Source organism: Flavobacterium sp. MMLR14_040 (assembly GCF_033657265.1).
In the GTDB taxonomy this organism is placed as follows: Bacteria; Bacteroidota; Bacteroidia; order Flavobacteriales; family Flavobacteriaceae; genus Flavobacterium.
In genome coordinates, this window is the sequence record NZ_JAWVWO010000019.1 from 1 (window position 1) to 22002 (window position 22002).

Annotated in this window: 21 protein-coding genes and 1 pseudogene; 18 read left to right on the plus strand and 4 right to left on the minus strand. The window is 30.9% G+C overall.

The window, feature by feature from the left end; translation table 11 throughout:
- Positions 1-64: 64 nt before the first annotated feature.
- Positions 65-721 carry a DUF6565 domain-containing protein gene (locus tag SD960_RS19140; RefSeq protein ID WP_318805361.1) on the plus strand — a complete coding sequence of 219 codons (657 nt, stop codon included), beginning with the start codon at positions 65-67 and terminating at the stop codon, positions 719-721.
- 54 nt (positions 722-775) lie between these two features.
- On the opposite strand, the gene SD960_RS19145 is transcribed toward SD960_RS19140, so the two are convergent.
- The 4 genes and pseudogenes from SD960_RS19145 to SD960_RS19160 all read right to left on the minus strand — a co-directional run bounded on the left by SD960_RS19145 (position 776) and on the right by SD960_RS19160 (position 4937).
- Positions 776-1555, minus strand: a complete 780-nt coding sequence (locus tag SD960_RS19145) for a class I SAM-dependent methyltransferase (RefSeq protein WP_318805363.1) — start codon at positions 1553-1555, stop codon at positions 776-778.
- Between the two features lie 49 nt (positions 1556-1604).
- A pseudogene (locus SD960_RS19150) lies at positions 1605-1972 on the minus strand (four helix bundle protein).
- A gap of 109 nt (positions 1973-2081) precedes the next feature.
- Positions 2082-3944: an ABC-F family ATP-binding cassette domain-containing protein gene (locus tag SD960_RS19155; protein ID WP_318805364.1), complete on the minus strand. Its 1863-nt coding sequence runs from the start codon at positions 3942-3944 to the stop codon at positions 2082-2084.
- A 93-nt stretch (positions 3945-4037) separates the two neighbouring features.
- Positions 4038-4937 (minus strand): T9SS C-terminal target domain-containing protein, encoded by a 900-nt coding sequence (locus tag SD960_RS19160; RefSeq protein WP_318805365.1) that lies wholly within the window; start codon positions 4935-4937, stop codon positions 4038-4040.
- 481 nt (positions 4938-5418) lie between these two features.
- Here SD960_RS19160 and SD960_RS19165 point away from each other — a divergent pair, with 481 nt between their 5' ends.
- The 17 genes from SD960_RS19165 to SD960_RS19245 all read left to right on the plus strand — a co-directional run bounded on the left by SD960_RS19165 (position 5419) and on the right by SD960_RS19245 (position 21997).
- Positions 5419-5844, plus strand: coding sequence for an adenylyltransferase/cytidyltransferase family protein (locus SD960_RS19165; RefSeq protein WP_042565194.1), 426 nt, complete (start codon positions 5419-5421; stop codon positions 5842-5844).
- A gap of 15 nt (positions 5845-5859) precedes the next feature.
- Positions 5860-6813: a GDP-L-fucose synthase gene (locus tag SD960_RS19170; RefSeq protein ID WP_318805366.1), complete on the plus strand. Its 954-nt coding sequence runs from the start codon at positions 5860-5862 to the stop codon at positions 6811-6813.
- Positions 6814-6890: 77 nt separating this feature from the next.
- A complete protein-coding gene (gene gmd, locus SD960_RS19175) occupies positions 6891-7973 on the plus strand; it encodes a GDP-mannose 4,6-dehydratase (protein ID WP_318805368.1) in 1083 nt (360 codons plus the stop codon).
- Positions 7974-8050: 77 nt separating this feature from the next.
- The gene (locus tag SD960_RS19180) at positions 8051-9586 is read left to right on the plus strand and encodes a hypothetical protein (protein WP_318805370.1); all 1536 of its coding nucleotides are present in this window, start codon (positions 8051-8053) and stop codon (positions 9584-9586) included.
- 5 nt (positions 9587-9591) lie between these two features.
- The gene (locus tag SD960_RS19185) at positions 9592-10455 is read left to right on the plus strand and encodes a polysaccharide pyruvyl transferase family protein (protein WP_318805371.1); all 864 of its coding nucleotides are present in this window, start codon (positions 9592-9594) and stop codon (positions 10453-10455) included.
- 4 nt (positions 10456-10459) lie between these two features.
- The gene (locus tag SD960_RS19190; protein ID WP_318805372.1) at positions 10460-11620 is read left to right on the plus strand and encodes a glycosyltransferase; all 1161 of its coding nucleotides are present in this window, start codon (positions 10460-10462) and stop codon (positions 11618-11620) included.
- Positions 11621-11809: 189 nt separating this feature from the next.
- Positions 11810-12967 (plus strand): O-antigen ligase family protein, encoded by a 1158-nt coding sequence (locus tag SD960_RS19195; protein ID WP_318805373.1) that lies wholly within the window; start codon positions 11810-11812, stop codon positions 12965-12967.
- Entirely contained in the window at positions 12936-13790 is an 855-nt protein-coding gene (locus tag SD960_RS19200) for a polysaccharide pyruvyl transferase family protein (RefSeq protein WP_318805374.1), read from the plus strand. Before SD960_RS19195 ends, SD960_RS19200 begins: the two co-directional genes overlap by 32 nt.
- A 1-nt stretch (position 13791) precedes the next feature.
- Complete coding sequence (locus tag SD960_RS19205) at positions 13792-14727, plus strand: beta-1,6-N-acetylglucosaminyltransferase (protein WP_318805376.1); 936 nt, start codon at positions 13792-13794, stop codon at positions 14725-14727.
- Positions 14724-15815, plus strand: a complete 1092-nt coding sequence (locus tag SD960_RS19210; protein ID WP_318805377.1) for a glycosyltransferase — start codon at positions 14724-14726, stop codon at positions 15813-15815. The genes SD960_RS19205 and SD960_RS19210 overlap by 4 nt, the downstream gene beginning before the upstream one ends.
- Before the next feature lie 8 nt (positions 15816-15823).
- Positions 15824-16996 (plus strand): glycosyltransferase, encoded by a 1173-nt coding sequence (locus tag SD960_RS19215; RefSeq protein WP_318805378.1) that lies wholly within the window; start codon positions 15824-15826, stop codon positions 16994-16996.
- Complete coding sequence (locus SD960_RS19220; RefSeq protein WP_413230385.1) at positions 16996-17541, plus strand: putative colanic acid biosynthesis acetyltransferase; 546 nt, start codon at positions 16996-16998, stop codon at positions 17539-17541. The genes SD960_RS19215 and SD960_RS19220 overlap by 1 nt, the downstream gene beginning before the upstream one ends.
- The gene (locus SD960_RS19225; protein WP_318805380.1) at positions 17528-18082 is read left to right on the plus strand and encodes a putative colanic acid biosynthesis acetyltransferase; all 555 of its coding nucleotides are present in this window, start codon (positions 17528-17530) and stop codon (positions 18080-18082) included. The genes SD960_RS19220 and SD960_RS19225 overlap by 14 nt, the downstream gene beginning before the upstream one ends.
- Positions 18083-18085: 3 nt before the next feature.
- Positions 18086-18910, plus strand: a complete 825-nt coding sequence (locus SD960_RS19230; protein ID WP_318805381.1) for a glycosyltransferase family 2 protein — start codon at positions 18086-18088, stop codon at positions 18908-18910.
- 29 nt (positions 18911-18939) lie between these two features.
- Positions 18940-19683, plus strand: coding sequence for a glycosyltransferase family 2 protein (locus SD960_RS19235; protein ID WP_318805382.1), 744 nt, complete (start codon positions 18940-18942; stop codon positions 19681-19683).
- 24 nt (positions 19684-19707) lie between these two features.
- Positions 19708-21126 (plus strand): undecaprenyl-phosphate glucose phosphotransferase, encoded by a 1419-nt coding sequence (locus SD960_RS19240; protein ID WP_318805384.1) that lies wholly within the window; start codon positions 19708-19710, stop codon positions 21124-21126.
- Positions 21127-21205: 79 nt separating this feature from the next.
- Positions 21206-21997, plus strand: a complete 792-nt coding sequence (locus SD960_RS19245; protein ID WP_318805386.1) for a polysaccharide biosynthesis/export family protein — start codon at positions 21206-21208, stop codon at positions 21995-21997.
- Positions 21998-22002: the final 5 nt, after the last annotated feature.

Here is a 22002-nt window from a genome sequence, read left to right on the forward strand (position 1 = left end):
TAATTATTTATAATAATTCAAATTTTTAGCTATATTTGTCTAGTAACATTTAAAAATAAAAATTATGAAAAATATACAAATTGTATCAGGAATTGCATTAATTGCACTAGGTTTCGCGTCATGTAAAGATGAAAAACAGGAACAGGCTAAAAAAACAATCGACTCATATGTAACATATGTAGATTCAGTAAAAAATGTGGCGGCAGATGATTTAAAAGCCGATTGGAAAGATGTTGAAGCTGAATACAATAGAAGAGCAGAAAATGCACAATTGGCTCTTGCAGATATTAAAGATAATGCAGCAGAGACTGAAAGAATAAATGCCAGTAAAATGAAATATGAAGAATTTAAAACCGGAATGGCAGCAACGCTTGCACCTCCTGTAAGTGCAAAACAACAATTACGTAATGCGTTGTTTGGTGAAGGAAAAATTGGTGATGATATGAGTTTTGCCTGGGTAAATGCTCAAAATATTCATAGTGTGTATCAACAATTTGTACATACTGTAGAAGATAATAAAGATAGTTATTCTCGTGAAGACTGGGATGAAATTAAATTGATGTATGAAGCGCTTGACAGCCGTAAAAATACAGTTGAAAAAGAAGGACTTTCATCTGAAGATAACAGAAAAATTGCAGGTTTAAAAGTAAAATTTGCTCCAATGTACACTGTTAACAGAATGGGGGCTAAATCTGAAGAAACTGCTGAAGCAAAAAAATAGGTTATTAGTTTAAATTCGATTTGAAAATGGCAATCAGAAATGGTTGCCATTTTTTTATGCTCTAATTACAAAATGCTCTTTTTTCTGTTCCCTTCTAAAGAAAACAAATCCCCATTGAAAAGTATCAATGGTTACAATTACTTTTGGATGATTTTTTATAATTTCCCAGGCTTCTTCCATTTCTGCTGACCAATGAATATCATCAAAAATCCAAACAGAATCGTTGTCAATTGTTGGTAATAAAAGATCGAAATAAGCTAAAGTTGCTTTTTTAGAATGATTACCGTCGAAATATATCAGATTGTAGATTGTAGATTGTAGATTTTCAGAAATTAAAAAAGATTCAAATTCTGAAATTATATTTTCAACATTTGTACAATCAAATTGATTTAATTGATTTTGTGCCACATTTGCTGTTTGAGGGCAGCCTTCTAAAGTGATCACTTTTGCTTTTGGATTTCCTAAAGCCAAAGCAGAAGTTGCCAAGCCCAAAGAAGTTCCAATTTCAAGAATATTTTTTGGTTGAAAATAATTAGTAACTCTAAATAATAATTCAGCTCTTTTTGGAGAAATTCCGGCAGTTGATGCAATTTTTGAAATATGTCTTTTATTCGACTTAAAAACTCTTGAGCCAGCGCCAAAATCTGTGACTTCGATAAAATTTTTATTTCGAAGAAGAGATTTTCTATAGTTTTTTAAAATAGAATATTCTGGTTTCGATTTTTTATCATAAAAACATTTCGTCAATAAATTAAATACAAACGGCGAATGAACGGCATGTTCATTTTTAGAATGCCAGAGGAATTTGATGTATGATTTAATTTGAAATAGCATTTTAAAAAGTTTTCAGTCGCAGTTTCAGTTTTCAGTTCAATTCGTTGAATTATATGTTGCAGCCAAATTTGCCTGGATTATTTATAATGTAATTTATAAGTTTTCCTATTTCGTTGCTTTTGTAATTTAAATTGTCAAAAGTTTCCTGATTGATATATTTGCATTGAAGAGAAAAATCTAACCAAACATTTGTTTCAGAATTTTCAGCGTCACTATCTGTTAACTTACTTATAAAATGATTTACATATCTTCTTTTTCGATATGATTCAGCAATATTAGCCGAAACACTTCTCGATGATCTTCTTATCTGATCAGTCAGTGAATATTTTTCTTCTTTTGGAAAATTTTTGACAGTTCAAATATTTCCAATGCAAGCTCAAATGATTTTTTATAAGCCAATAGTTCTTTAAAATCCATGTTTAATTTTTTTGCAAGGATAATAAAAAAAGAAAGAAAAAGACTGCTTTATAAAAAGTTTATTGTAAAGTAAAAACTGAAAACTGAAACTGAGACTGAAAACTAAATATTATCCTTCTATTTTAGCAGAAAGATCAAACCAACGTTCTTCTTTCTGGTCAATTTTATTAATGATATTTTGTAATTCGTTGGCTTTTTTCTCAATATCAGCATCAGCTACTTTTCCATCAGAGAATAATTGTTCGATTTTAGTTTTTTCGATTTCTAAATCTTTAATTTCTCTTTCCAGTTTTTGATATTCTTTTTGTTCGTTAAAAGTTAAATTTCCTGTCGGATTATTTTGTTTCCAATCTTTCTTTTCGGCTTTGTTTTCTTCTTTTTGAGCAACATCGGCACTATCTTCATAAGCTCTAAAATCAGAATAGTTTCCTGGGAAATTTTCGATTTCACCATTTCCTCTAAAAACAAATAAATGATCTACAATTTTGTCCATAAAGTAACGGTCGTGAGAAACTACCAATAAGCATCCCGGATAATCTAAAAGGAAACTTTCAAGTACATTTAATGTTACAATGTCCAAATCGTTTGTTGGCTCATCCAGAATCAAAAAGTTCGGATTCTGAATCAAAACGGTACATAAATACAAACGTTTTAATTCTCCACCACTTAATTTTTCGACAAAATCGTATTGTTTTTTAGCATCAAAAAGAAAACGCTCCAACAATTGTGAAGCCGAAATCATTCGACCTTTTGCCAGCGGGATAAATTCTCCGTATTCTTTAATAATATCAATTACACGCTGATTCGGTTTTGGGTTGATTCCGCTTTGCGTATAATAACCAATTTTTATAGTATCTCCTTTTACGACACGACCACTATCAAGCGGAAGGGTTCCGGTAAGTAGATTTAAGAAAGTTGATTTTCCGGTTCCGTTTTTACCAATAATTCCAATTCGTTCTCCACGCTGAAAATCGAAACTAAAATTGTCCAGAATAACGTGATCCTTAAATTTTTTAGAAATTTTGTGAAGCTCGATAATCTTGCTCCCCATACGTTCCATATTAATTTCAAGTTCGACTTTGTTTTCGCGACGACGACTTTGCGCTTTTTCTTTAATTACATAAAAATCATCCTGACGTGATTTAGATTTTGTCGTTCTAGCTTTTGGCTGACGGCGCATCCATTCTAATTCTTTTACAAATAAGTTTTTAGCTTTGTCAACGCTGGCATTTTCAGAAGTAATTCGTTCTTCTTTTTTCTCTAAATAATAAGAATAATTTCCTTTGTATTGGTATAATTTTCCGTTGTCCAATTCGATGATTTCATTGCAAACACGTTCTAAAAAGAAACGGTCGTGCGTAACCATAAACAACGTAATGTTTTCTTTGGCAAAATAACTTTCCAGCCATTCGATCATTTCAAGATCTAAGTGGTTGGTTGGCTCATCCAGAATCAATAAATCAGGGCGATTGATCAAAATAATCGCCAATGAAAGACGTTTCTTTTGTCCACCTGAAAGATTTTTCACTTTAAGTTTAAAATCTTCGAGTTTTAATTTGAATAGAATTTGCTTGTATTGCGTTTCAAAATCCCACGCATTATGCTGATCCATTCCGTCAAAAGCTTTTTGATATGCTTCTTCATCGTCTGGGTTTTCAAGCGCTTTTTCGTAGGCTTCGATTATTTTTAAAGTTTCATTATCCGAAGCAAAAATGCTTTCTTCAATCGTAAGTTCTTCCTGCAAATTATTATCCTGAGAAAGAAATGCCATTCTGATTCCTTTTCTCAAAACAACTTGTCCTGTATCAGGTTCGTCCAAACCATTAATAATACTCATAATAGTTGTTTTTCCAGAACCATTTTTGGCAATAAAAGCTATTTTTTGGTCTTTATTAATACCAAATGAGATGTTGTCAAATAAGGTTCTTTCACCAAAAGACTTCGAGATATTTTCGACAGATAAGTAATTCACTTTGTAAAATATGAGTTATAAATTATAAGTTCTGAATGTTTTACAAAACAGAACTTTTTTGCAAAAGTAAGTTATTATATCTCGATTTGCGAATTATTTATGGAGATAGGAATTCAATATTGGGCTTAAATCAAAATAATGAATTTGTTGCGGAGTATTTAAAACAGGTTTTCGAATCAGAGATTCATTTGTTAAGTAATAATGTAAACCATCTTTTGTGGCAATTCCTTCGATTTGATGAAAAGAAAGTTGAAGTTCAATTTTTCTTTTATTACCAGATAGGAAATCATGATTTTTAAAGTCATATAATAAATATAAAAAAGATTTTCCCATTTTTGAATATCCGCAAAGTGCAATCAGTTTTTTATCCTCTATATAAGTGGCTCCTGTTACTAATCCTTTAATGTCGAGACTGTCTTTGAATTGCGCAATATAGTTTCCGGATTGTTTTGGTAAAACATAAATACTGGTTTTTGTAGATTTCCATTGTTTGGTAAACAAGTAAATACTGTCTTTTGATACAATAAAAGCCTCACAATCAAAATTTGTTGTGTTATGTTTTTTTAAACTGAAATCATTCTGGTCAGAATACTTAAATGAAATAGTTTCTATAATTGGATTTCCTTCTAAAAATGATTTTTTTTCTATTTTTAAAATATGCAAATCAGTTCGGTTTCCGGAATAATTATTACCAAAATCGCCAATATATAAATAGGAGCTATCTTGGGATATTTCTTCCCAGTCATGATTTACAACTTTGTGTAAAATAACTTTCTTCTGAATTTTTCCTAAAGAATCTAACGCGTAAATTGTTTTATCATGGTCATCATTATGCGTCCATAATAAATTATCAAAAGCAATTATTCCTGATGTTTCTTTTATCGAATCGCTTAGTTTAATAGAGTATTGAGATCGTATTTTTATACTTTTATACAAACAACTTCCGTCATTTTCTACGGCCATCGGGTTAAAATTCTTGGAAAAAGAGTCCATACATCCGATAATTTGACCGTTTGTCGATGAAAAAATCAAAAATAAATAGAATGTTAATGTTTTCATTATTAGGTTTCTACTTTTTATTTTAAATATAAATGAAAAATAATTATAATTTTTTTATTTTTTTTCTGTTTGTAAGAATACGATGTTTTTTATTTATAGTGTATTTTTTTTTAGATAAAATTATGATAAATAAAAATATTACGTTTTAATTATATCAAAATAAGGCATTTCCTTCATTTTGATTTTTTATGGCAATTTTCATGTATTATTTTTGCAAGAAAATAATGCGTATATTAGTCATAGAATTGAATTATTTATTTGATTTTTAGTAAATTGACATCTATATATTTAAGGATTGTCTTTTTTTTGAAACCTTCTTACAATTTCTAGCTCATGGCAAATGTGAGTTGGAATAGCGAAGCTGTACAAAGAGGTTATATAATTAAAATTCTATTAACTAAAAAAATGTAAAATTATGAAAGTAGGAATCACCTTTAGTGCTTTTGATTTATTGCATGCCGGTCATATTAAAATGCTGGAAGAAGCTAAACAGCAATGTGACTATTTGATAGTAGGTTTGCAAACGGATCCGACGTTGGATCGCCCGGAAAAAAATCGTCCAACACAAACAGTTGTTGAGAGATATATTCAGCTGAAAGGTTGTAAATTTGTAGATGAAATAGTTCCCTACGCAACCGAACAAGATTTAAATGACATCTTAACATCTTTTAAAATTGATGTCAGAATTTTAGGTGATGAGTACAAAGAGAAGGATTTTACCGGACGTACTTATTGCGAAGAAAAAGGCATAGAATTATTTTATAATGTACGCGATCATCGTTTTTCTAGTAGTGGCTTGCGAAAGGAAGTAGCTTTTAGAGAATTATCAATAGCTAAATAATTTTTGAATATACGAATGAATAAAAACACGAAAATTTATATTGCAGGCCATAAAGGTATGGTCGGAAGTGCCATCTGGAGAACTTTATCAGAAAATGGATTTAGTAATTTAATTGGTGCTTCGAGTAAAGAATTAGATCTTAGAAATCAACAGGCAGTTCTTGATTTCATCAAAAAAGAGAATCCTGAAGTTATTATTGATGCTGCGGCACGTGTTGGCGGAATTTTGGCAAACAATGATTTTCCATATCAATTTATTATGGAGAATATGCAAATTCAGAATAATTTAATAGACTCTGCATTACAAAATGACGTTGATAAATTTATTTTTCTGGGTAGCTCTTGTATATATCCAAAATTAGCTCCACAACCATTAAAGGAAGAATATCTGCTTACAGATACTCTTGAACCAACAAATGAGTGGTACGCTATTGCGAAAATTACAGGCGTAAAAACATGCCAGGCAATTAGAAATCAATTCGGGAAGGATTATGTAAGTCTTATGCCCACAAATTTATATGGGACATATGATAACTTTGATTTAAACACTTCTCATGTTTTGCCTGCCATGATAAGAAAATTTCATGAAGCAAAAGAAAATAATCACGCACCGGTAACCCTTTGGGGAAGTGGTTTACCGATGCGTGAATTTTTATTTGTAGACGATATGGCCAAAGCAGTAGTTTTTGCCTTAGAAAATAAATTACCGGATTATCTATATAATGTCGGAACAGGCGAAGATTTGACAATTAAAGAATTAGCAGAAATAATTCAGGAAATTACAGGTCACAAAGGTGAAATTATTTGGGATTCCACAAAACCGGATGGTACACCCAGAAAATTGATGGACGTTTCTAAAATGCATGAATTGGGATGGAAACATCAGGTTGATTTAAAAGATGGTATTCAAAAGACATACAACTGGTTTTTAGAAAATACAGAAAGTTTTAAACAAGTAAAGTTGAAGTAAGGAATTTCGAGAATAAAGTATAATCTGCTTAGGACTCTCAATTCATAACTTATAATCATAAAATATAACTCAAATCTATGAGCACACAAAAAGTAGCACTTATAACAGGGATCACTGGTCAGGACGGATCGTATTTAGCTGAATTATTATTAGAAAAAGGATATCAGGTACACGGAGTTAAAAGACGTGCCTCTTCTTTTAATACACAAAGAATTGATCATATCTATCAGGACCAACATGAGGTACATGTTAATTTTAAGTTACATTATGGTGATTTGACTGATTCAACTAATATTATAAGAATAATTCAGGAAGTACAACCTGATGAGATTTATAATTTAGGAGCTATGTCTCATGTAAAAGTATCTTTTGATTCTCCTGAATATGTGGCTAATGTAGATGGAATAGGTACTTTGAGAATATTAGAAGCAGTAAGGATTTTGGGACTATGTGAAAAAACCAGAATTTATCAGGCTTCGACTTCTGAGCTTTATGGAGGGATGACAGAAAATAAAAATGAGAAGGGATTTTATGATGAGAACTCACCATTCTATCCTCGTTCTCCATATGGTGCAGCTAAGATTTATGGTTTTTGGATTACTAAAAATTACCGTGAGGCCTATAACATGTTTGCTTGTAATGGTATTTTATTTAATCACGAGTCTCCAAGACGTGGTGAAACTTTTGTTACACGTAAAATCACCATGGCAACGGCAGCTATTGCAAAAGGGAAACAAGAATGTCTTTACCTTGGGAATCTAAATTCACAAAGAGATTGGGGGCATGCTAAAGATTACGTGGAAGCGATGTGGAGAATTTTGCAGCAAGAGGTAGCTGAAGATTATGTAATAGCCACAGGTGTAACAACATATATAAGAGATTTTGTTATCATGGCTTTTGCAGAAGTTGGAATAGAACTGGATTTTGAAGGAGAAAATGAAAACGAAGTAGCTAAAATCGCAGCATGTAATAATCCTTTATATCAACTAGAAAAAGGAAAGGTAGTAGTGCGTGTAGATCCGGAATATTACCGACCTACAGAAGTGGATCTTCTAATTGGTGACCCCACAAAATCAAAAACTAAATTAGGCTGGAAACCTCAATACGATCTGGCTGCTTTAGTAAAGGAAATGGTAGCCGGCGATTTAAAACTGTTTTAAGAAACAAATAGTTTAAAATTTTTAATTTAGTAAGATTTTTGTTAAGAATAGAACCTCTAAAATACAACAAATATTAAATGAATAGTAATGATAGGATAGTATTTAATACTATAGTTACTTATATAAGCTCAATAATTTCGATTTTCGTTTTACTATATGTAACTAGAACTGTCTTAGAAAATTTAGGGTCAAAAGATTTTGGTTTAAATAATGTTATTGCTGGTGTGGTGTCTATGTTATCTTTTTTAGGCGCTGCAATGGCAACTTCTACTCAGCGATATATATCTCATGCGTTAGGAGCTAAACAAGAAGACAAAATAAAAATTATATATACAAATAGTTTTATAATTCATATAGTTATTGCAATACTGCTTGCTATAATTTTTGAAATAAGTGGATTATATCTTGTAAACTATAAACTCAATATTGACATCAATCGATTATTCGCTGCAAATTGCTTATTACAATTTACTATAATATCAACTTTTTTTACGGTAATCGCTGTTCCCAATGATGCTGCAATCAATGCGAAAGAAGATTTGTTTTTTCTGGCCATATTAGGAATTTTTGAAGTGCTTTTCAGATTGGCTATTGCTATATCATTAGCTTTCATTTCATGGGACAAGCTTATTTTTTTTGGTTTTTCTGTGATGTTGATATCAATTGTCTTAAGAGTATTGAAATGGTGGCATGTAAAATCCAGATACGATGAATTTGAGGTTAATATTAAGAAGTACTATGACAAAATTCTTATTAAAGAAATGTATTCTTTTGCCGGTTGGAATTTTTTTGGTGCTTTAAGTGTTGTTGGTAAAAATGAAGGATTTGCCATTGCCATAAATATTTTTTTCGGAACAGCAGTAAATGCAGCTTTTGCAGTAGCTAATCAAGTGTCTGGTCAATTGTTGTTTTTTTCAAGAACTTTATTAAAGGCAATCAATCCCCAAATAGTAAAAAATGAGGGTGCCGGCGATCGAAGTGCAATGGTTAAACTTGCTTACTCAGCTAGTAAATTTGGTTTTCTTCTGGTTGGTTTTATAGCGATTCCTTTCATTTTTGAAATGAAAAACATTCTGAACGTATGGCTGGTTAATGTGCCGGAATATTCGACATTATTTTGTCAATTTATGGTGTTAAGTTTGCTAATAGGTCAGTTAACTATCGGCTTACAGACTGCAGTACAGGCAACAGGATCTGTTAAGATTTATCAGATTGTTGTAGGGTCAATTCAACTTTTGAATGTACCTGTGTATTTTGCCCTTTTTTATTTTGGTTATCCGCCATATTGGGCGGTTATGGCTTATTGTTTTTTTGAGCTTATGGCCTGCATGGCAAGATTCATCATTTTAAAAAATCTTATTGAAATTAATCTAACAGATTTTATTAAAGACGTTACGCTACCACAGCTAATCCCTACAACAATTAGTGTAATAGTTTGTATGATTATAATTAACCTTTTTGATTTTCATTTAAGGTTTGTTTTAACAATTACGGTAGCGATTTTTATATTCACCTTTATTGCTTACAACTTTAGTCTTACTAAAGGTGAACGAAATTATATAAAGGGAACACTTAACAAATTAAAGGAAAAAATAAAATTTTTATTAAATTAAAAATCATGAATTTTAGTAAGTTATATCTTTTTTTAAAGGATTCTCTAAGGAGGAATTATCATAGGCAAAAATGGTTGATGTATAATTATGGGGATCTTAATAGACGTATAAAAAGAAAAAGAGTTAATGTTTATTATTTTAAAAGAGCAGGAGGTGTTGATAATGTAGGTGATTTGTTATCTCCGGTAATAGTAGATTTTATGAAAAAACATAATGGTATTGTGGATAAACCTCTTAATCGGACGGTCAGATTATTTGCAATAGGATCTATTATGGATTTAGCGAGTTCGGATATGGTAGTATGGGGAAGCGGATTAAGAACTAATAATTCATTACCTCCCACGGTAAATTTTGATATACGTGCAGTACGTGGACCACAAACGAGGAATAAATTATTAAATAGTGGTTTTTCTTGCCCTGAAATTTTTGGCGATCCGGCTTTGTTACTGCCTTTGTTTTATTATCCTGATGTAGAAAAAAAAAATGATTACATAATTATTCCTCATTATTCTAAAGAATCAAGAGTTCCTCAAAAATATAATAATCACATGGTAAGCACTATTACTTCAGACTGGAAAGGCTTTATAAATGAGATCTTGGCTTCAAACTATGTAATAACAGGTTCTTTGCATGGTTTGATTATTGCAGAGGCTTATGGTATACCTGCTGTTTTGTTGTCTTCTGAAATTGATAAAGACTTCTTTAAGTACGAAGATTATTATTATAGCACTAATAGAACTAGTTTTAAAGTTGGAAGCTCATTGGAGGAAGTGCTAAATAACCGTATATATAATGATCCAATTGAAAATTTAAAACAAATACAAGATAATTTAATATCATCTTTTCCCATAGATATATGGAAAAATTAAAATTATGGAAAAAAAGCCAATATTATTTATAACAAGACATGATCCTTCACAATCTGGAGGAGGATGCTATGCTACAAGAGCATATTTAGAAGCATTAATTGAATTGTATCCTCAAAGAGTTTGTTTGTTTGTAGGAAACTCGTTTAATGAGAATAAAATATATGGTTATGAAAAATTGGCAGAAATTATTAGAGTACCTGGCAGAACTCACTATCAATTTGCCATAGGGTTAATTAAAAATAGTTATACAAAGTTTGATGATGCTCTTAAAATATGGTTAAAGACAAATAAACCAGAGTTTGCTGTTTTGGATGGAGGAATAATAGGAGGTTCTTATGTTAAGCGATTAAAAGAATGTGAAGCAAAAGTATATACTATTCATCACAATCAGGAAGTTGAATACAACAAAGACAATAAAACCATGGATACTTTAAGAGGAAAATATACTGGTTGGGTAAGAAAAATAGAAAGAAAAGCTTATTTATTATCAAATAAAAATTTATTTATTACTGATGCAGATCTTCAGAGCTTTGAATTGGAGTATGGGAAATTTGATAATAATTATACATTAGGTTGTTTTGAGTTTTTTTCTGAAAAGGAAGGCAAGTATAAGGCAAGTATTTCTGAGAGTTTGGAGAAGAACTTAAAACTTGTGATGAGTGGTAGTTTAGATACAATTCAAACCAAAGAGAGTTTTTATTGGTTCATGGATACTATATATAAAAAGTTAATTACCAAAGTTCCTCATATGAAATTGAGTTTAACAGGAAGAAATCCAGGTAGTGAACTAATAGCTCTATGTGAGGAAAAAAATGTCGATGTTATCCCATCGCCGGAAGATATTTCACTTATCTTATCACAAAACCATATTTACCTTTGTCCGGTTAAACTTGGGGGGGGACTCAAGTTGAGAATAATGGATGCAATGAAAGTTGGATTACCTTGCTTAATACAAGAAAGATCTTTGAGAGGATATGAGGAGATGACTAAAACTGGATTTGTATTAAGTTTTAAAGATGAAAATGATTTTATGATAAGTTTTGAGAAACTAATCGAAAAAATGAAAAATAGCTCGTCTTTTTCCGAAATTATATTTAATGAATATAATAAAAATTTTTCATTTCCATCAGGGGTTTTAAAGTTAAAAAGAATCTTACAAAATTGATTATTAAGGATTAGTGTACTATTCTGCCCTCTAATACTTTAAAAGAGAACGGTGATTTCAGTCTTCGAATAGTTTCCTTTACAATTGTTGATATCTACCCAATTAATTTATAGTTGTTTGTTTTTGTATTTTCATGTAGTTTGTGAAGTTTATAATTCTTGTATCGCAAATGGTGAAATAAATTAGTATATGCATCATATTAAAAAATTCAAGTTTTATTATTTATTAGGAGTCATTTTCTTTTTAGCAAGTTTTCGTGGTGATCCTGGCTCTGGGGAAGCTTTAACATATAAAGTTCCTGCTTATATAGCATTTATCCAGAAAGTTTCTATCTATATCGTAATTTTAATAATGATAGTTTCGCTATTTTTTGATAAGAATAAGTTTAGGTATCAAAGTTATTATAAGGAATCGATTTTCTTTTTTATCTTTTTTATCATATTAGTTCTTAGTGGTAATAACAATGATGAACTATTTTACAGACTTATCTTTTCTGTAATAACATTTTTATACTTTGTTAAAATTGTCTCGAGATTAGAATTACACTACGTTGTGTTATTTGTCTCTTTCTCGGCTTTTGCATTTACTTTGGTTAATTTTTTATGTTACTTTTTGTTACCTACAACAATCTGGAATGGTAGGCTTTTTGGAGTAACAAGTCATCCTAATTTTACAGGTGTAGCCGCGTGTATTTCTGCTATTTTTTCGGTTTATTTTCTTATGAATGTAAGATGGAAACTTAAGTTTTTGTATCTGTTTATGTTAAGTATCGCAATAGCAGTTTGTGTTTTTTCAGGGTCCCGAAATTCTATAATATCTTTTGTATTTGCATTTTTGGTCTGTTTATTTATTAAAACTAAAGGGTTTGCTCCAAAAGTAATGTTAGTCTTGATTTCCTTGCTATTTATTTTACTGTTGTTAAATATAGACTTTTCTATGTCTAGTTTAGACTATGAAGGCAGAGGTAATACAAGAGAAGGAACCTGGAAGGCTATGTCAGATGCAGCTTTAGAATTGCCCATTTTTGGTATAGGCAAAAGTGGCGCCTCATCCAATAGTTATTTATTTGCGATTGTAGCTTCAGGCATATTGGGTTTTTTGTTTTTGATAGGCAGTATTATAGGATACCTAAAAAGACTGACAACCTCTAAAATAACAAAGAATTCCTATATCCTATTATTTTCTATGCTTATTGCAGCATTGTTATTTGCTGCCATGTTTGAAGGTTTCTTTTTAGATCAGGTTGGCCTTCCTATATTCACGTATTGGTTACTATTAGTCGTTAGAACAGATAATTATAATGTTAATTTTAAAGATGAAAAACAGTTTTTTAAGATGGGGTATTAAACTCGCAAGACCATGGTTTATTTTCGGCTCATTGAAGAGACCCATTTTGCCATACCGGGTAAATCTTATGTTTTTTGATGAAAAATTGGGGCCGGACAAACAACCGAATGTTGGCGATTTGTTATCTAAAGTTATTTTTAATTTTTTATTGAAAAGTAAAGGAATCAAATCGCTGCGCAGCAAACGTACCTATAGAATCAGTTTTGTTGGATCGGTAATCCAGTTTTTAACCGGTGATGCTGTTGTATACGGCAGCGGATTTCTTTATGAAAGCGTAGTTGCTAAGTTTGCCTCAGAGAAAGTAAAGCTTGACGTCAGAGCGGTAAGAGGACCTAATACTAAACGTATGTTAGAAAGTATAGGGTATACTGTACCAGAAGTTTATGGTGATCCTGCCATATTGTTACCGCTATTTTACCAACCAAAAACAGCAAATCCTAAAAAAGAGTATATCGTTATACCTCACTGGAAAAAAACACAGGATTATGATTCAAAAAAGTATGCTGTACTTTCTACATTGACAGGTGATTGGGAACATTTTATTGATGAAATAGCTTCGTCAAAACTGGTTTTGAGTGCTTCATTGCACGGAATTATTATTGCGGAAGCTTATGGAGTTCCGGCAATTTTACTAGGGCATACCGAAAAAAATGATTTGTTTAAATATCAAGATTATTATTTAAGTACCGGAAGAGAAAATTTTGTAATAGCAAAAGATATTGATGAAGCCTTGAAATTAGAAATTCCTCAAGTTCCAGACTTTAAAGAAATGCAAAAAAAGTTTATGGATGCATTTCCTGTCGATATTTTTAAAGACAAATAATATGCAGAAACCAAAAATTGCTTATTTAATACAGGCCCACGGAGATCCTGAAAATTTATTAAGATTGATAAATGCTTTGGATGATAATAATGATTTTTTTATTCATATCGATAAGAAGAGTGATATTACCCCTTTTTATGAACTTTTAAAAGCAAAGAACAATGTATTTTTTTTGGAGGGCCAAAAACGTATAAAAGTCTACTGGGGAGGATTTTCTCAAGTTGAGGCGACATTAAATTTGATTGAAGAATGCCTGATACAAAATGATATAAATAAAGAGGATTATTTAAAGGTTATTCTTATATCCGGGTCAGATTATCCCATAAAAAGCACAGCAGAATTTAAGGAATATTTAGTAGACCTTAAAGAGGTGAATTTTATCAGAGGGATGAATGTAACCGAAGCAAATACAAAAAAATACAATTACTGTTTACGTAATTATTTGTTTTTTGATTTTTTCTTAATAAATAAAACAATAACAAGATTTTCAAGAAAAACACTAAACATTTTGGGAAGTACAATATTTAAGAAACCTAATTATGTTCTAGATAATCAGGGTAAGAGACTTGATATTTTTCATGGATCCTCCTGGTGGGCCTTAAATATTGATGTTGTACAATATATAGCGGCATATTCTAAAGAACATACTACTTTAAAAAAATACTTTAGATACTCGTTGGCTTCAGATGAGAAATATTTCCACACTATTTTTTTTAATTCAGGTTTTTCCAAAACAAATATTTACAAAGGAGCCGAACCCTATATCCCGGCTACGAGTGCTTTCGCAAATTTGCATATTATTGACACTTCACTAAGTAAATGGTTTGACGAAAAAGATTTTGATATTATTAAAACTTCAGAAAAATTCTTTGTACGTAAAGTTTCTACACAGAAATCACAAAAGTTATTAGATATAATTGATATTGAATTACTATGAAAATCCTCATATTACAACCTTTTATTCCACACTATAGAGAGGAGTTTTTTGAGCTTTTGAATTCAAAAAAAACTTTAGATGTTTTTTGTTATGAGAAATCAGCAAAAATGGAATCGAATAACTTTAAAAAAAGTTCCTTTAAAACCAGTTATCTGACTAATCTCAGTTTTGGGCCATTTTTATTTTATAATTTTTTTAAGCTCTTTAATAAAAAATATGACTTATTGGTTCTAATGCTTCATTTTGGTCATATAAGTACGTGGATTTTGCTTCTGACAAAAAAAATTCATGGTAAAAAAATCATTCTTTGGGGGCAGGGTATTTCGGTAAAAAGATATATGGCGGAGGAAATTAATCCAAGTCGGTTATTGAAATGGATGATTTATTTTTCAGATGGTGTTTGGTTTTATACCGATAAGGAATTAGAACAATGGAAAAGAATATTTCCCAAAAAGAAAATGATTGCACTGAATAATACAATATCCGATATTGAAGCGATTGTCACTCGTAGTAAGGTGTTAAATAAGCAAGAATTAAAAACAAAGCATAACATCCATCAGGAAAAATGCTTTATTTTTTGTGCCAGATTTACGCATCCACACCGAAGAGTCGACTTATTACTTTCAGCTATTGATTCTTTAGATAGCGAAAAATTTGCATTTATTATAATTGGCGATGGGAATTTTAAACCAGATTTTTCAACGTATAAAAATGTTTATGATTTTGGTGCTGTTTATGATTTAGAACTTAAAAGTGAACTTTTTAATATAGCAGATATTTATTTTCAACCGGGATGGGTTGGTTTGTCTATTGTAGAAGCAATGGCATATGGTAAGCCTGTTTTTACTTTTAAAAGATCAGAAGATATATTGCAATGTGTAGAATACCATTACATAAAGGATGGTGTTAATGGGTATAAATTCGATTCACTAACTTCTTTTCTGAATACGGTAACTTCTTTATCATCAACAAAAGTTACAGAATTGGGAGAAAATTCTAAAAAATATGTAATTGATGTGCTTACTATGAATAACATGGTAAAATCAGCTTTTACTAATATAGTAGAAGTACAAACTAATAATAAATAAATTAAAGAATGAAAATTCTACATGTTATTACTTCAATGAATCCAAAAGGCGGTGGCGTTTGTCAGGTTTTACGAAATCTGAATCCTTATCTCAGTGCGAAAGGGATTCATGTTGAGGTTGTTAGTCTGGATAATGAAAACGATGATTTTGGTATACAGGATGATTTTATAATTCATAAAATAGGTCACGGCAAAACAGCTTATCAATATCAGCCTAAATTAGAAAAATGGCTGAGAGCTAATGTTTTGAACTTTGATTGTGTCGTAGTTCACGGACTTTGGCAATATCCGAATTACGCATTAAATAAAGCTGTTCTGGTACTAAAAGAGCAAAATAAAAAAGTTCCTAAGGTGGCAATAATGCCGCACGGTATGCTGGACCCCTATTTTCAAAAATCGCCTGAACGTAAGTGGAAAGCACTGCGAAACGAAATGGTCTGGTCATTAATAGAAAAGAAATGTATTAATGAGGCTGATATTATATTTTTTACCTGCGACGAAGAAATGAGATTAGCGGCAACAACTTTTAAGGGGTATAAACCATTAAAAACAGCAAATGTTGGATTAGGTATTCAGCCTCCTCCAATAAATACCGATAGTTTTAAACAAACTTTTTATGATAAGTGCCCAACTATAAAAGAGCAAAGATATTTTCTGTTTTTAAGCCGTATTGATGAGAAAAAAGGTGTGGATTTATTGATTAACGCTTATAATGAGCTATCTAAGGAAAAATCAGATTTGCCAAATTTAGTTATTGCCGGGCCATTAGAAACTGAATATGCCGAAGAAATGGTACAATTAGCTTCTGCTAATCAAAATATACATTTTGTGGGGATGCTTAAGGATAGGGCGAAATGGGGTGCATTTTATAATTGTGAAGCATATCTGCTGCCAAGCCATCAGGAAAATTTTGGTATTGCTATCGTAGAAGCCATGGCCTGTAGAAAACCGGTTTTAATTACCAAAAACATTAATATCTGGAGTGAAATTATCAAAGGGGATGGTGGATGGATTGCCAATTTGCAGGAAAAAGGTAACCTGAAAAATGTGCTCTCAGATTTGATAAATCAATCAAAAGATGAATTGTTACTAAAAGGTTCAAATGCTTTTGAAACGTATCAGAATAATTTTAAGATTGAATCATGTGCAGATAATTTTATTAAAACATTAATAAGTATTTAATGGAAATCCCTAAATATATAGACACAATTCCCAAGTCAGATAAGATGTACAGATTGATTTGGCGCATAACTTCCTTGTTTTTATTTAGACCTTTTTCTTTACCCTTTTTTAATGGCTGGCGTATTTTTTTATTAAAAATGTTCGGCGCAAAAATTGGAAAACATTGTGTTATATATGCTTCAATAGAATTACCATCGCCGAAAAATTTGACATTAGGATCTTATTCTGCATTAGGTCCCGGCGTTAAATTACATTTTGGAAAAACTATTATTGGAAATAAAGTCACTATTTCACAACGTACCTATTTATGCAGTGCTACACACGAGACATCGTCACTAAATACTCCTTTTGTAGCCGGTATTATTGTGATAAAAGATTTTGCGTGGGTTGCAGCCGAAGCGTTTATAATGTCAAATGTAACAATTGGGGAAGGAGCAATAGTAGGAGCAAGAGCTGCAGTTTTTAAAGATGTTGAGGATTGGGTCATCGTTGGCGGTAATCCTGCTAAGTTTATTAAAAAAAGAATTATTTATGACAATCAATGATTTTATTCCTGTACAGACAACACCTTTTGATAAAAAAACAAAAATCAAAATTCACCTGTGGAGATTGATTAACAGAACGATATTTAGAGTTTTTCCTAATCAAATCAAAAAGCCAAGAATTATTCTATTGCGCTTATTTGGAGCCCAATTAGCAGATACAGTAAATATTAATAGAAAATCAAATATAGAATTGCCATGGAATTTGACAATGGGACATCAATCCAGTATAGGAGAAAACTCCTGGATTTATTGTCTGAATAAAATACAAATAGGCGAAAAATGTTGTATTGGTAAAGATGTTTACTTAATTACAGGTAGCCATTCTATTGAATCTCTGGATTTTAAAATGATAACAAAACCTATAATTATCAATGATGGATGTTGGGTCGCCACTGGGAGTTATATACTTGCTGGGGTTGTATTAGGCCGGTTTTCTGTGATTGGTGCAAAATCAATAGTTAATAAAAATACAAATGACTTTGACGTCGTTGTTGGAAATCCAGCCCGGTTTGTAAAAAAAAGAGAATTTAAATCTATTTAAAGAATGGTATCAATATTAATACTTACTAAGAACGAAGAACAAGATTTACCAGGTTGTTTGGCATCAGTGTCCTGGAGCGATGATATTCATATATTTGATTCTTTTAGTGATGATAAAACGGTCGCAATTGCAGAGAATGCAGGGGCAACAATTACGCAGCGAATTTTTGATAATTGGTCAGCACATCAAAATTGGGGTTTAGCAAATATAAAATTCAAAAATCCGTGGGTACTTTATATCGATGCAGATGAAAGAGTTTCAGACTCTCTTTATACAGCTATTAAAAATCTTAAATTAGATAGAAATTCTGAAGTCGTTGCTTACGAACTTCGAAGAAGAGACTTCGCATGGAATGGAAAATGGTTGAAATATTCACAAATGTCTCCTTTCTATTTGAGGTTATTTCGTCCTGATAAAATGCGTTATGAAAGACTCGTAAACCCTGTCTCAATACCCGATGGTGCCGTCGATAAGGTTGAGGGTTATTTAGACCATTATCCTTTTAGTAAGGGTTTTAAATTTTGGATTCAGCGCCACTTAAGTTATGCTGATATGGAAGCCCTGACAAGAGTTAAAGATTTAAAAAAAGGCACCTCTTTTTCTTTAAAAAAAGCTCTGTTTAGTTCTGATTTTACTGAAAAAAGATACCATCAAAAAGGGATTTTTTATAAACTGCCAGGCCGTCCTTTAATAAAATGGTTGTATATGGTTATTATCAGAAGAGCTTTTTTAGATGGATCAGCTGGTATTACTTATGCCACTTTACAATCTATATATGAATATTTCATTGTTCTAAAAAGTAGAGAACTCATCAAACAAAAAAAATAAGAAAAATTATTTTTTAAAGATAAAAATTTATGAAAGTTTCCATAATTACGGTTTGCTATAATCGAAAAGCAACTATCGGGCAATCTATACAAAGTGTTTTAAATCAGGATTACCCTAATATAGAGTATATAATTATAGATGGTAATTCATCAGATGGTACGCAGTCTATTATTGAACATTACTCAGATAAAATTACTCATTATATTTCTGAACCTGATAAAGGCATGTATGATGCAATTAACAAAGGACTAAAATTAGCTACCGGAGATATTATTGGATTAATGCACTCTGATGATACATTTTATGATAGTTATGTTGTTTCTAAAATAGTTAATACATTTTTAATTTCTTCTAATGCTGACGCCGTTTATGGAGATGGTATTTATGTTACCAATGATGCTGAAGAAAAAATAATTCGAAATAGAATTGGCGGACAATATAATTTTGAAAAATTAAAATCGGGTTGGTTACCATTGCATCCAACGGTTTACATTAAGAAATCAATTATTGAGAAATATGGTTATTATAGTTTAGATTTTAAAATAGCTTCTGACACTGAATTTTTATTACGCTATCTGTTCAAACACAAAATAAATATTGTTTATATGAATGAATATGTGGTGAAGATGAAAATGGGAGGATTAAGTACTGACTACAAAAGAGTATTTCATGTTCTATCTGAGGACTATAAAATTTATAAATATCATAATCTTTCAGCTTTTAAAGCGGTTTTTCAGAAAAAATTTTCAGCATTAACACAGTATTTAAAATAATATAAAATTATAAGATTCTCACAGATGAAAACCTTAAATAAATTATCTGGTCACAATTTTTCTCGTTATTTTAAGCTCTTATTTGTAGTTTGGGATTTAGTCTTATTGAATATATCGATACTGTTATCCGGAGTTGCTGGCTTTGGTAGTATTGATAAACTTTTTTTAACACAGGTTCAAACAGTTTCATTACTGAGTAATTTAGTTTGGATTACTTTGCTTTTATATAATGATTCTTTTAGGATCGTAAGGGTAGAGCCTATAGAATCAATATTGAAGCGAACAATTAAAAAAATCGCTATTCACTCTGCTTTTATTACAATCTTTGTCGTTTTTTTAAATTATACAGATGTTTCAAAATGGTGTTTGATTTATTTTTATTACTTTTTCTTTTCTTTAATTATAATATCACGCTATTTATCTATAAGACTTTTAATGTATATAAGGTCCCAAGGATATAACTTTAAAAGTTATATTATTGTAGGAGCTAATGATACAGGTGAAAGAATGCGTAAGACATTGTCTAACAATCTTACTTATGGATATCGTTTTTTAGGTTTTTTTGACGAAAAAGTCGATCCATTTGCTTTTATTTCAGGACCAGTTGTAGGTGATTTTAATGATGTTGAGGAATTTATTATTGCAAGAAATGTTGATGAAATGTATGTAGCATTGCATATTGATAATATTTCGGTAATAAATAATTTGATAAGAATTTGTGAGCATAATATGGTGCGAATTAAATTCATTCCAGATTTTCAGCTCTATACTAAATCAAGTAAAGTTGAAATTTTATTTCACGATAACACCCCAGTCCTTACATTTCGAAGAGAACCTTTAGAATTTACAGTAAACAGAATATTAAAAAAAGTATTTGATGTTTGTTTTTCTCTAGCCGTAATTTTATTGATATTTCCGTGGTTATTTCCTATTTTAGTATTGATTATTAAGTTAGAATCACCAGGGCCAGTTTTTTTTAAACAGCAACGCTCAGGAAGAGATAATCAAGCTTTTGCGTGTTTAAAATTTAGAAGTATGCGTGTTAATGATTTATCAGACTCTAAGCAGGCAGGTAAAGGGGATAGTCGTATCACTAAGTTTGGAGCTTTTATGCGTAAAACTTCTATTGATGAACTTCCTCAGTTTTTTAATGTTTTCCTTGGAAATATGTCTGTGGTAGGACCAAGACCTCACATGATAAATCATACCAAGCAATATACCGACTTGATTAATAATTATTTGGTACGGCAGTATGCAAAACCTGGAATAACCGGTTGGGCACAGGTAAATGGTTTTCGCGGGGAGACAAAAAAGGTTCTTGACATGGAAAATAGAGTAGAATTTGATATTTGGTATATTGAAAATTGGAGTCTTTTATTAGATATCAGAATCATAATAAAAACAGTTGTCAATATATTTCAAGGAGAAGAAAATGCTTATTGAAAATTTAATAGCCAATAGTGCATCACAATTATAATCAATATTTTTAATTTTATTTATGTTAAGTCAAATTACCAACCTAATGAAATATACATCACCTGTTTTTATAAAAGCAACATGTCTTTTATCCCTTATATTTTTGCTTTTTTCCTGTGCTTCAAGAAAGGATATAGTTTATTATCAAAATATTGATGCTGTTACAGCGGGACAAAATGCAAATTCTTACGAAGTGAAAATTCAGCCGGATGATCTACTAATGATAATTGTTTCAGCCGAAGATCCAGAAATTGCACTTCCTTTCAATTTAAGTATCATCGCGACACAAAATGATTCAAATCTACAAGCGGCTACAGGTCAGCGTACAATTCAGTCATATTTAGTAGATAAAAGTGGAAATATTGAATTTCCTGTTTTAGGAAAATTACAAATAGGAGGTTTAACACGAACAGAGTTATTACAGTTTTTAAAAGAAAAAATAAGTGTTTATATTAAAAATCCGATTATTAATATGCGAATCATGAATTTTAAGATTTCCATGCAAGGCGAGGTCAATATTCCAGGGACATATTCTATAGCATCAGAAAGAGTTACTTTGATTGAAGCTCTAAGTATGGCAAAAGACATGACAATATATGGTAAAAGAGACAATATTTTAGTAATTAGAGAAGTTAATGGTGTTAAGTCTTATAACAGAGTAGACATTACAAAAGCTGATTTTATAAATTCTCCTTTTTATTATTTAGCACAAAATGATGTAGTTTACATAGAACCTAATAGAACTAAAGTGAATGCTTCTGCTGTAGGGCCTAATACGTCTGTAATAATATCAGCTGTTTCTATTTTAATATCACTTTCTGTTTTAATCTTTAAATAAAATTA

Coding starts and splice junctions, on each gene's coding strand:
- SD960_RS19145 (WP_318805363.1), bottom strand. CDS start 1,555: ATGCTATTTCAAATTAAATCATACATCAAATTCCTCTGGCATTCTAAA.
- SD960_RS19165 (WP_042565194.1), top strand. CDS start 5,419: ATGAAAGTAGGAATCACCTTTAGTGCTTTTGATTTATTGCATGCCGGT.
- SD960_RS19210 (WP_318805377.1), top strand. CDS start 14,724: ATGAAAATCCTCATATTACAACCTTTTATTCCACACTATAGAGAGGAG.
- SD960_RS19245 (WP_318805386.1), top strand. CDS start 21,206: ATGAAATATACATCACCTGTTTTTATAAAAGCAACATGTCTTTTATCC.
- SD960_RS19160 (WP_318805365.1), bottom strand. CDS start 4,937: ATGGACTCTTTTTCCAAGAATTTTAACCCGATGGCCGTAGAAAATGAC.
- SD960_RS19235 (WP_318805382.1), top strand. CDS start 18,940: ATGAAAGTTTCCATAATTACGGTTTGCTATAATCGAAAAGCAACTATC.
- SD960_RS19205 (WP_318805376.1), top strand. CDS start 13,792: ATGCAGAAACCAAAAATTGCTTATTTAATACAGGCCCACGGAGATCCT.
- gmd (WP_318805368.1), top strand. CDS start 6,891: ATGAGCACACAAAAAGTAGCACTTATAACAGGGATCACTGGTCAGGAC.
- SD960_RS19215 (WP_318805378.1), top strand. CDS start 15,824: ATGAAAATTCTACATGTTATTACTTCAATGAATCCAAAAGGCGGTGGC.
- SD960_RS19190 (WP_318805372.1), top strand. CDS start 10,460: ATGGAAAAAAAGCCAATATTATTTATAACAAGACATGATCCTTCACAA.
- SD960_RS19140 (WP_318805361.1), top strand. CDS start 65: ATGAAAAATATACAAATTGTATCAGGAATTGCATTAATTGCACTAGGT.
- SD960_RS19170 (WP_318805366.1), top strand. CDS start 5,860: ATGAATAAAAACACGAAAATTTATATTGCAGGCCATAAAGGTATGGTC.
- SD960_RS19225 (WP_318805380.1), top strand. CDS start 17,528: ATGACAATCAATGATTTTATTCCTGTACAGACAACACCTTTTGATAAA.
- SD960_RS19195 (WP_318805373.1), top strand. CDS start 11,810: ATGCATCATATTAAAAAATTCAAGTTTTATTATTTATTAGGAGTCATT.
- SD960_RS19220 (WP_413230385.1), top strand. CDS start 16,996: ATGGAAATCCCTAAATATATAGACACAATTCCCAAGTCAGATAAGATG.
- SD960_RS19180 (WP_318805370.1), top strand. CDS start 8,051: ATGAATAGTAATGATAGGATAGTATTTAATACTATAGTTACTTATATA.
- SD960_RS19240 (WP_318805384.1), top strand. CDS start 19,708: ATGAAAACCTTAAATAAATTATCTGGTCACAATTTTTCTCGTTATTTT.
- SD960_RS19230 (WP_318805381.1), top strand. CDS start 18,086: ATGGTATCAATATTAATACTTACTAAGAACGAAGAACAAGATTTACCA.
- SD960_RS19185 (WP_318805371.1), top strand. CDS start 9,592: ATGAATTTTAGTAAGTTATATCTTTTTTTAAAGGATTCTCTAAGGAGG.
- SD960_RS19200 (WP_318805374.1), top strand. CDS start 12,936: ATGAAAAACAGTTTTTTAAGATGGGGTATTAAACTCGCAAGACCATGG.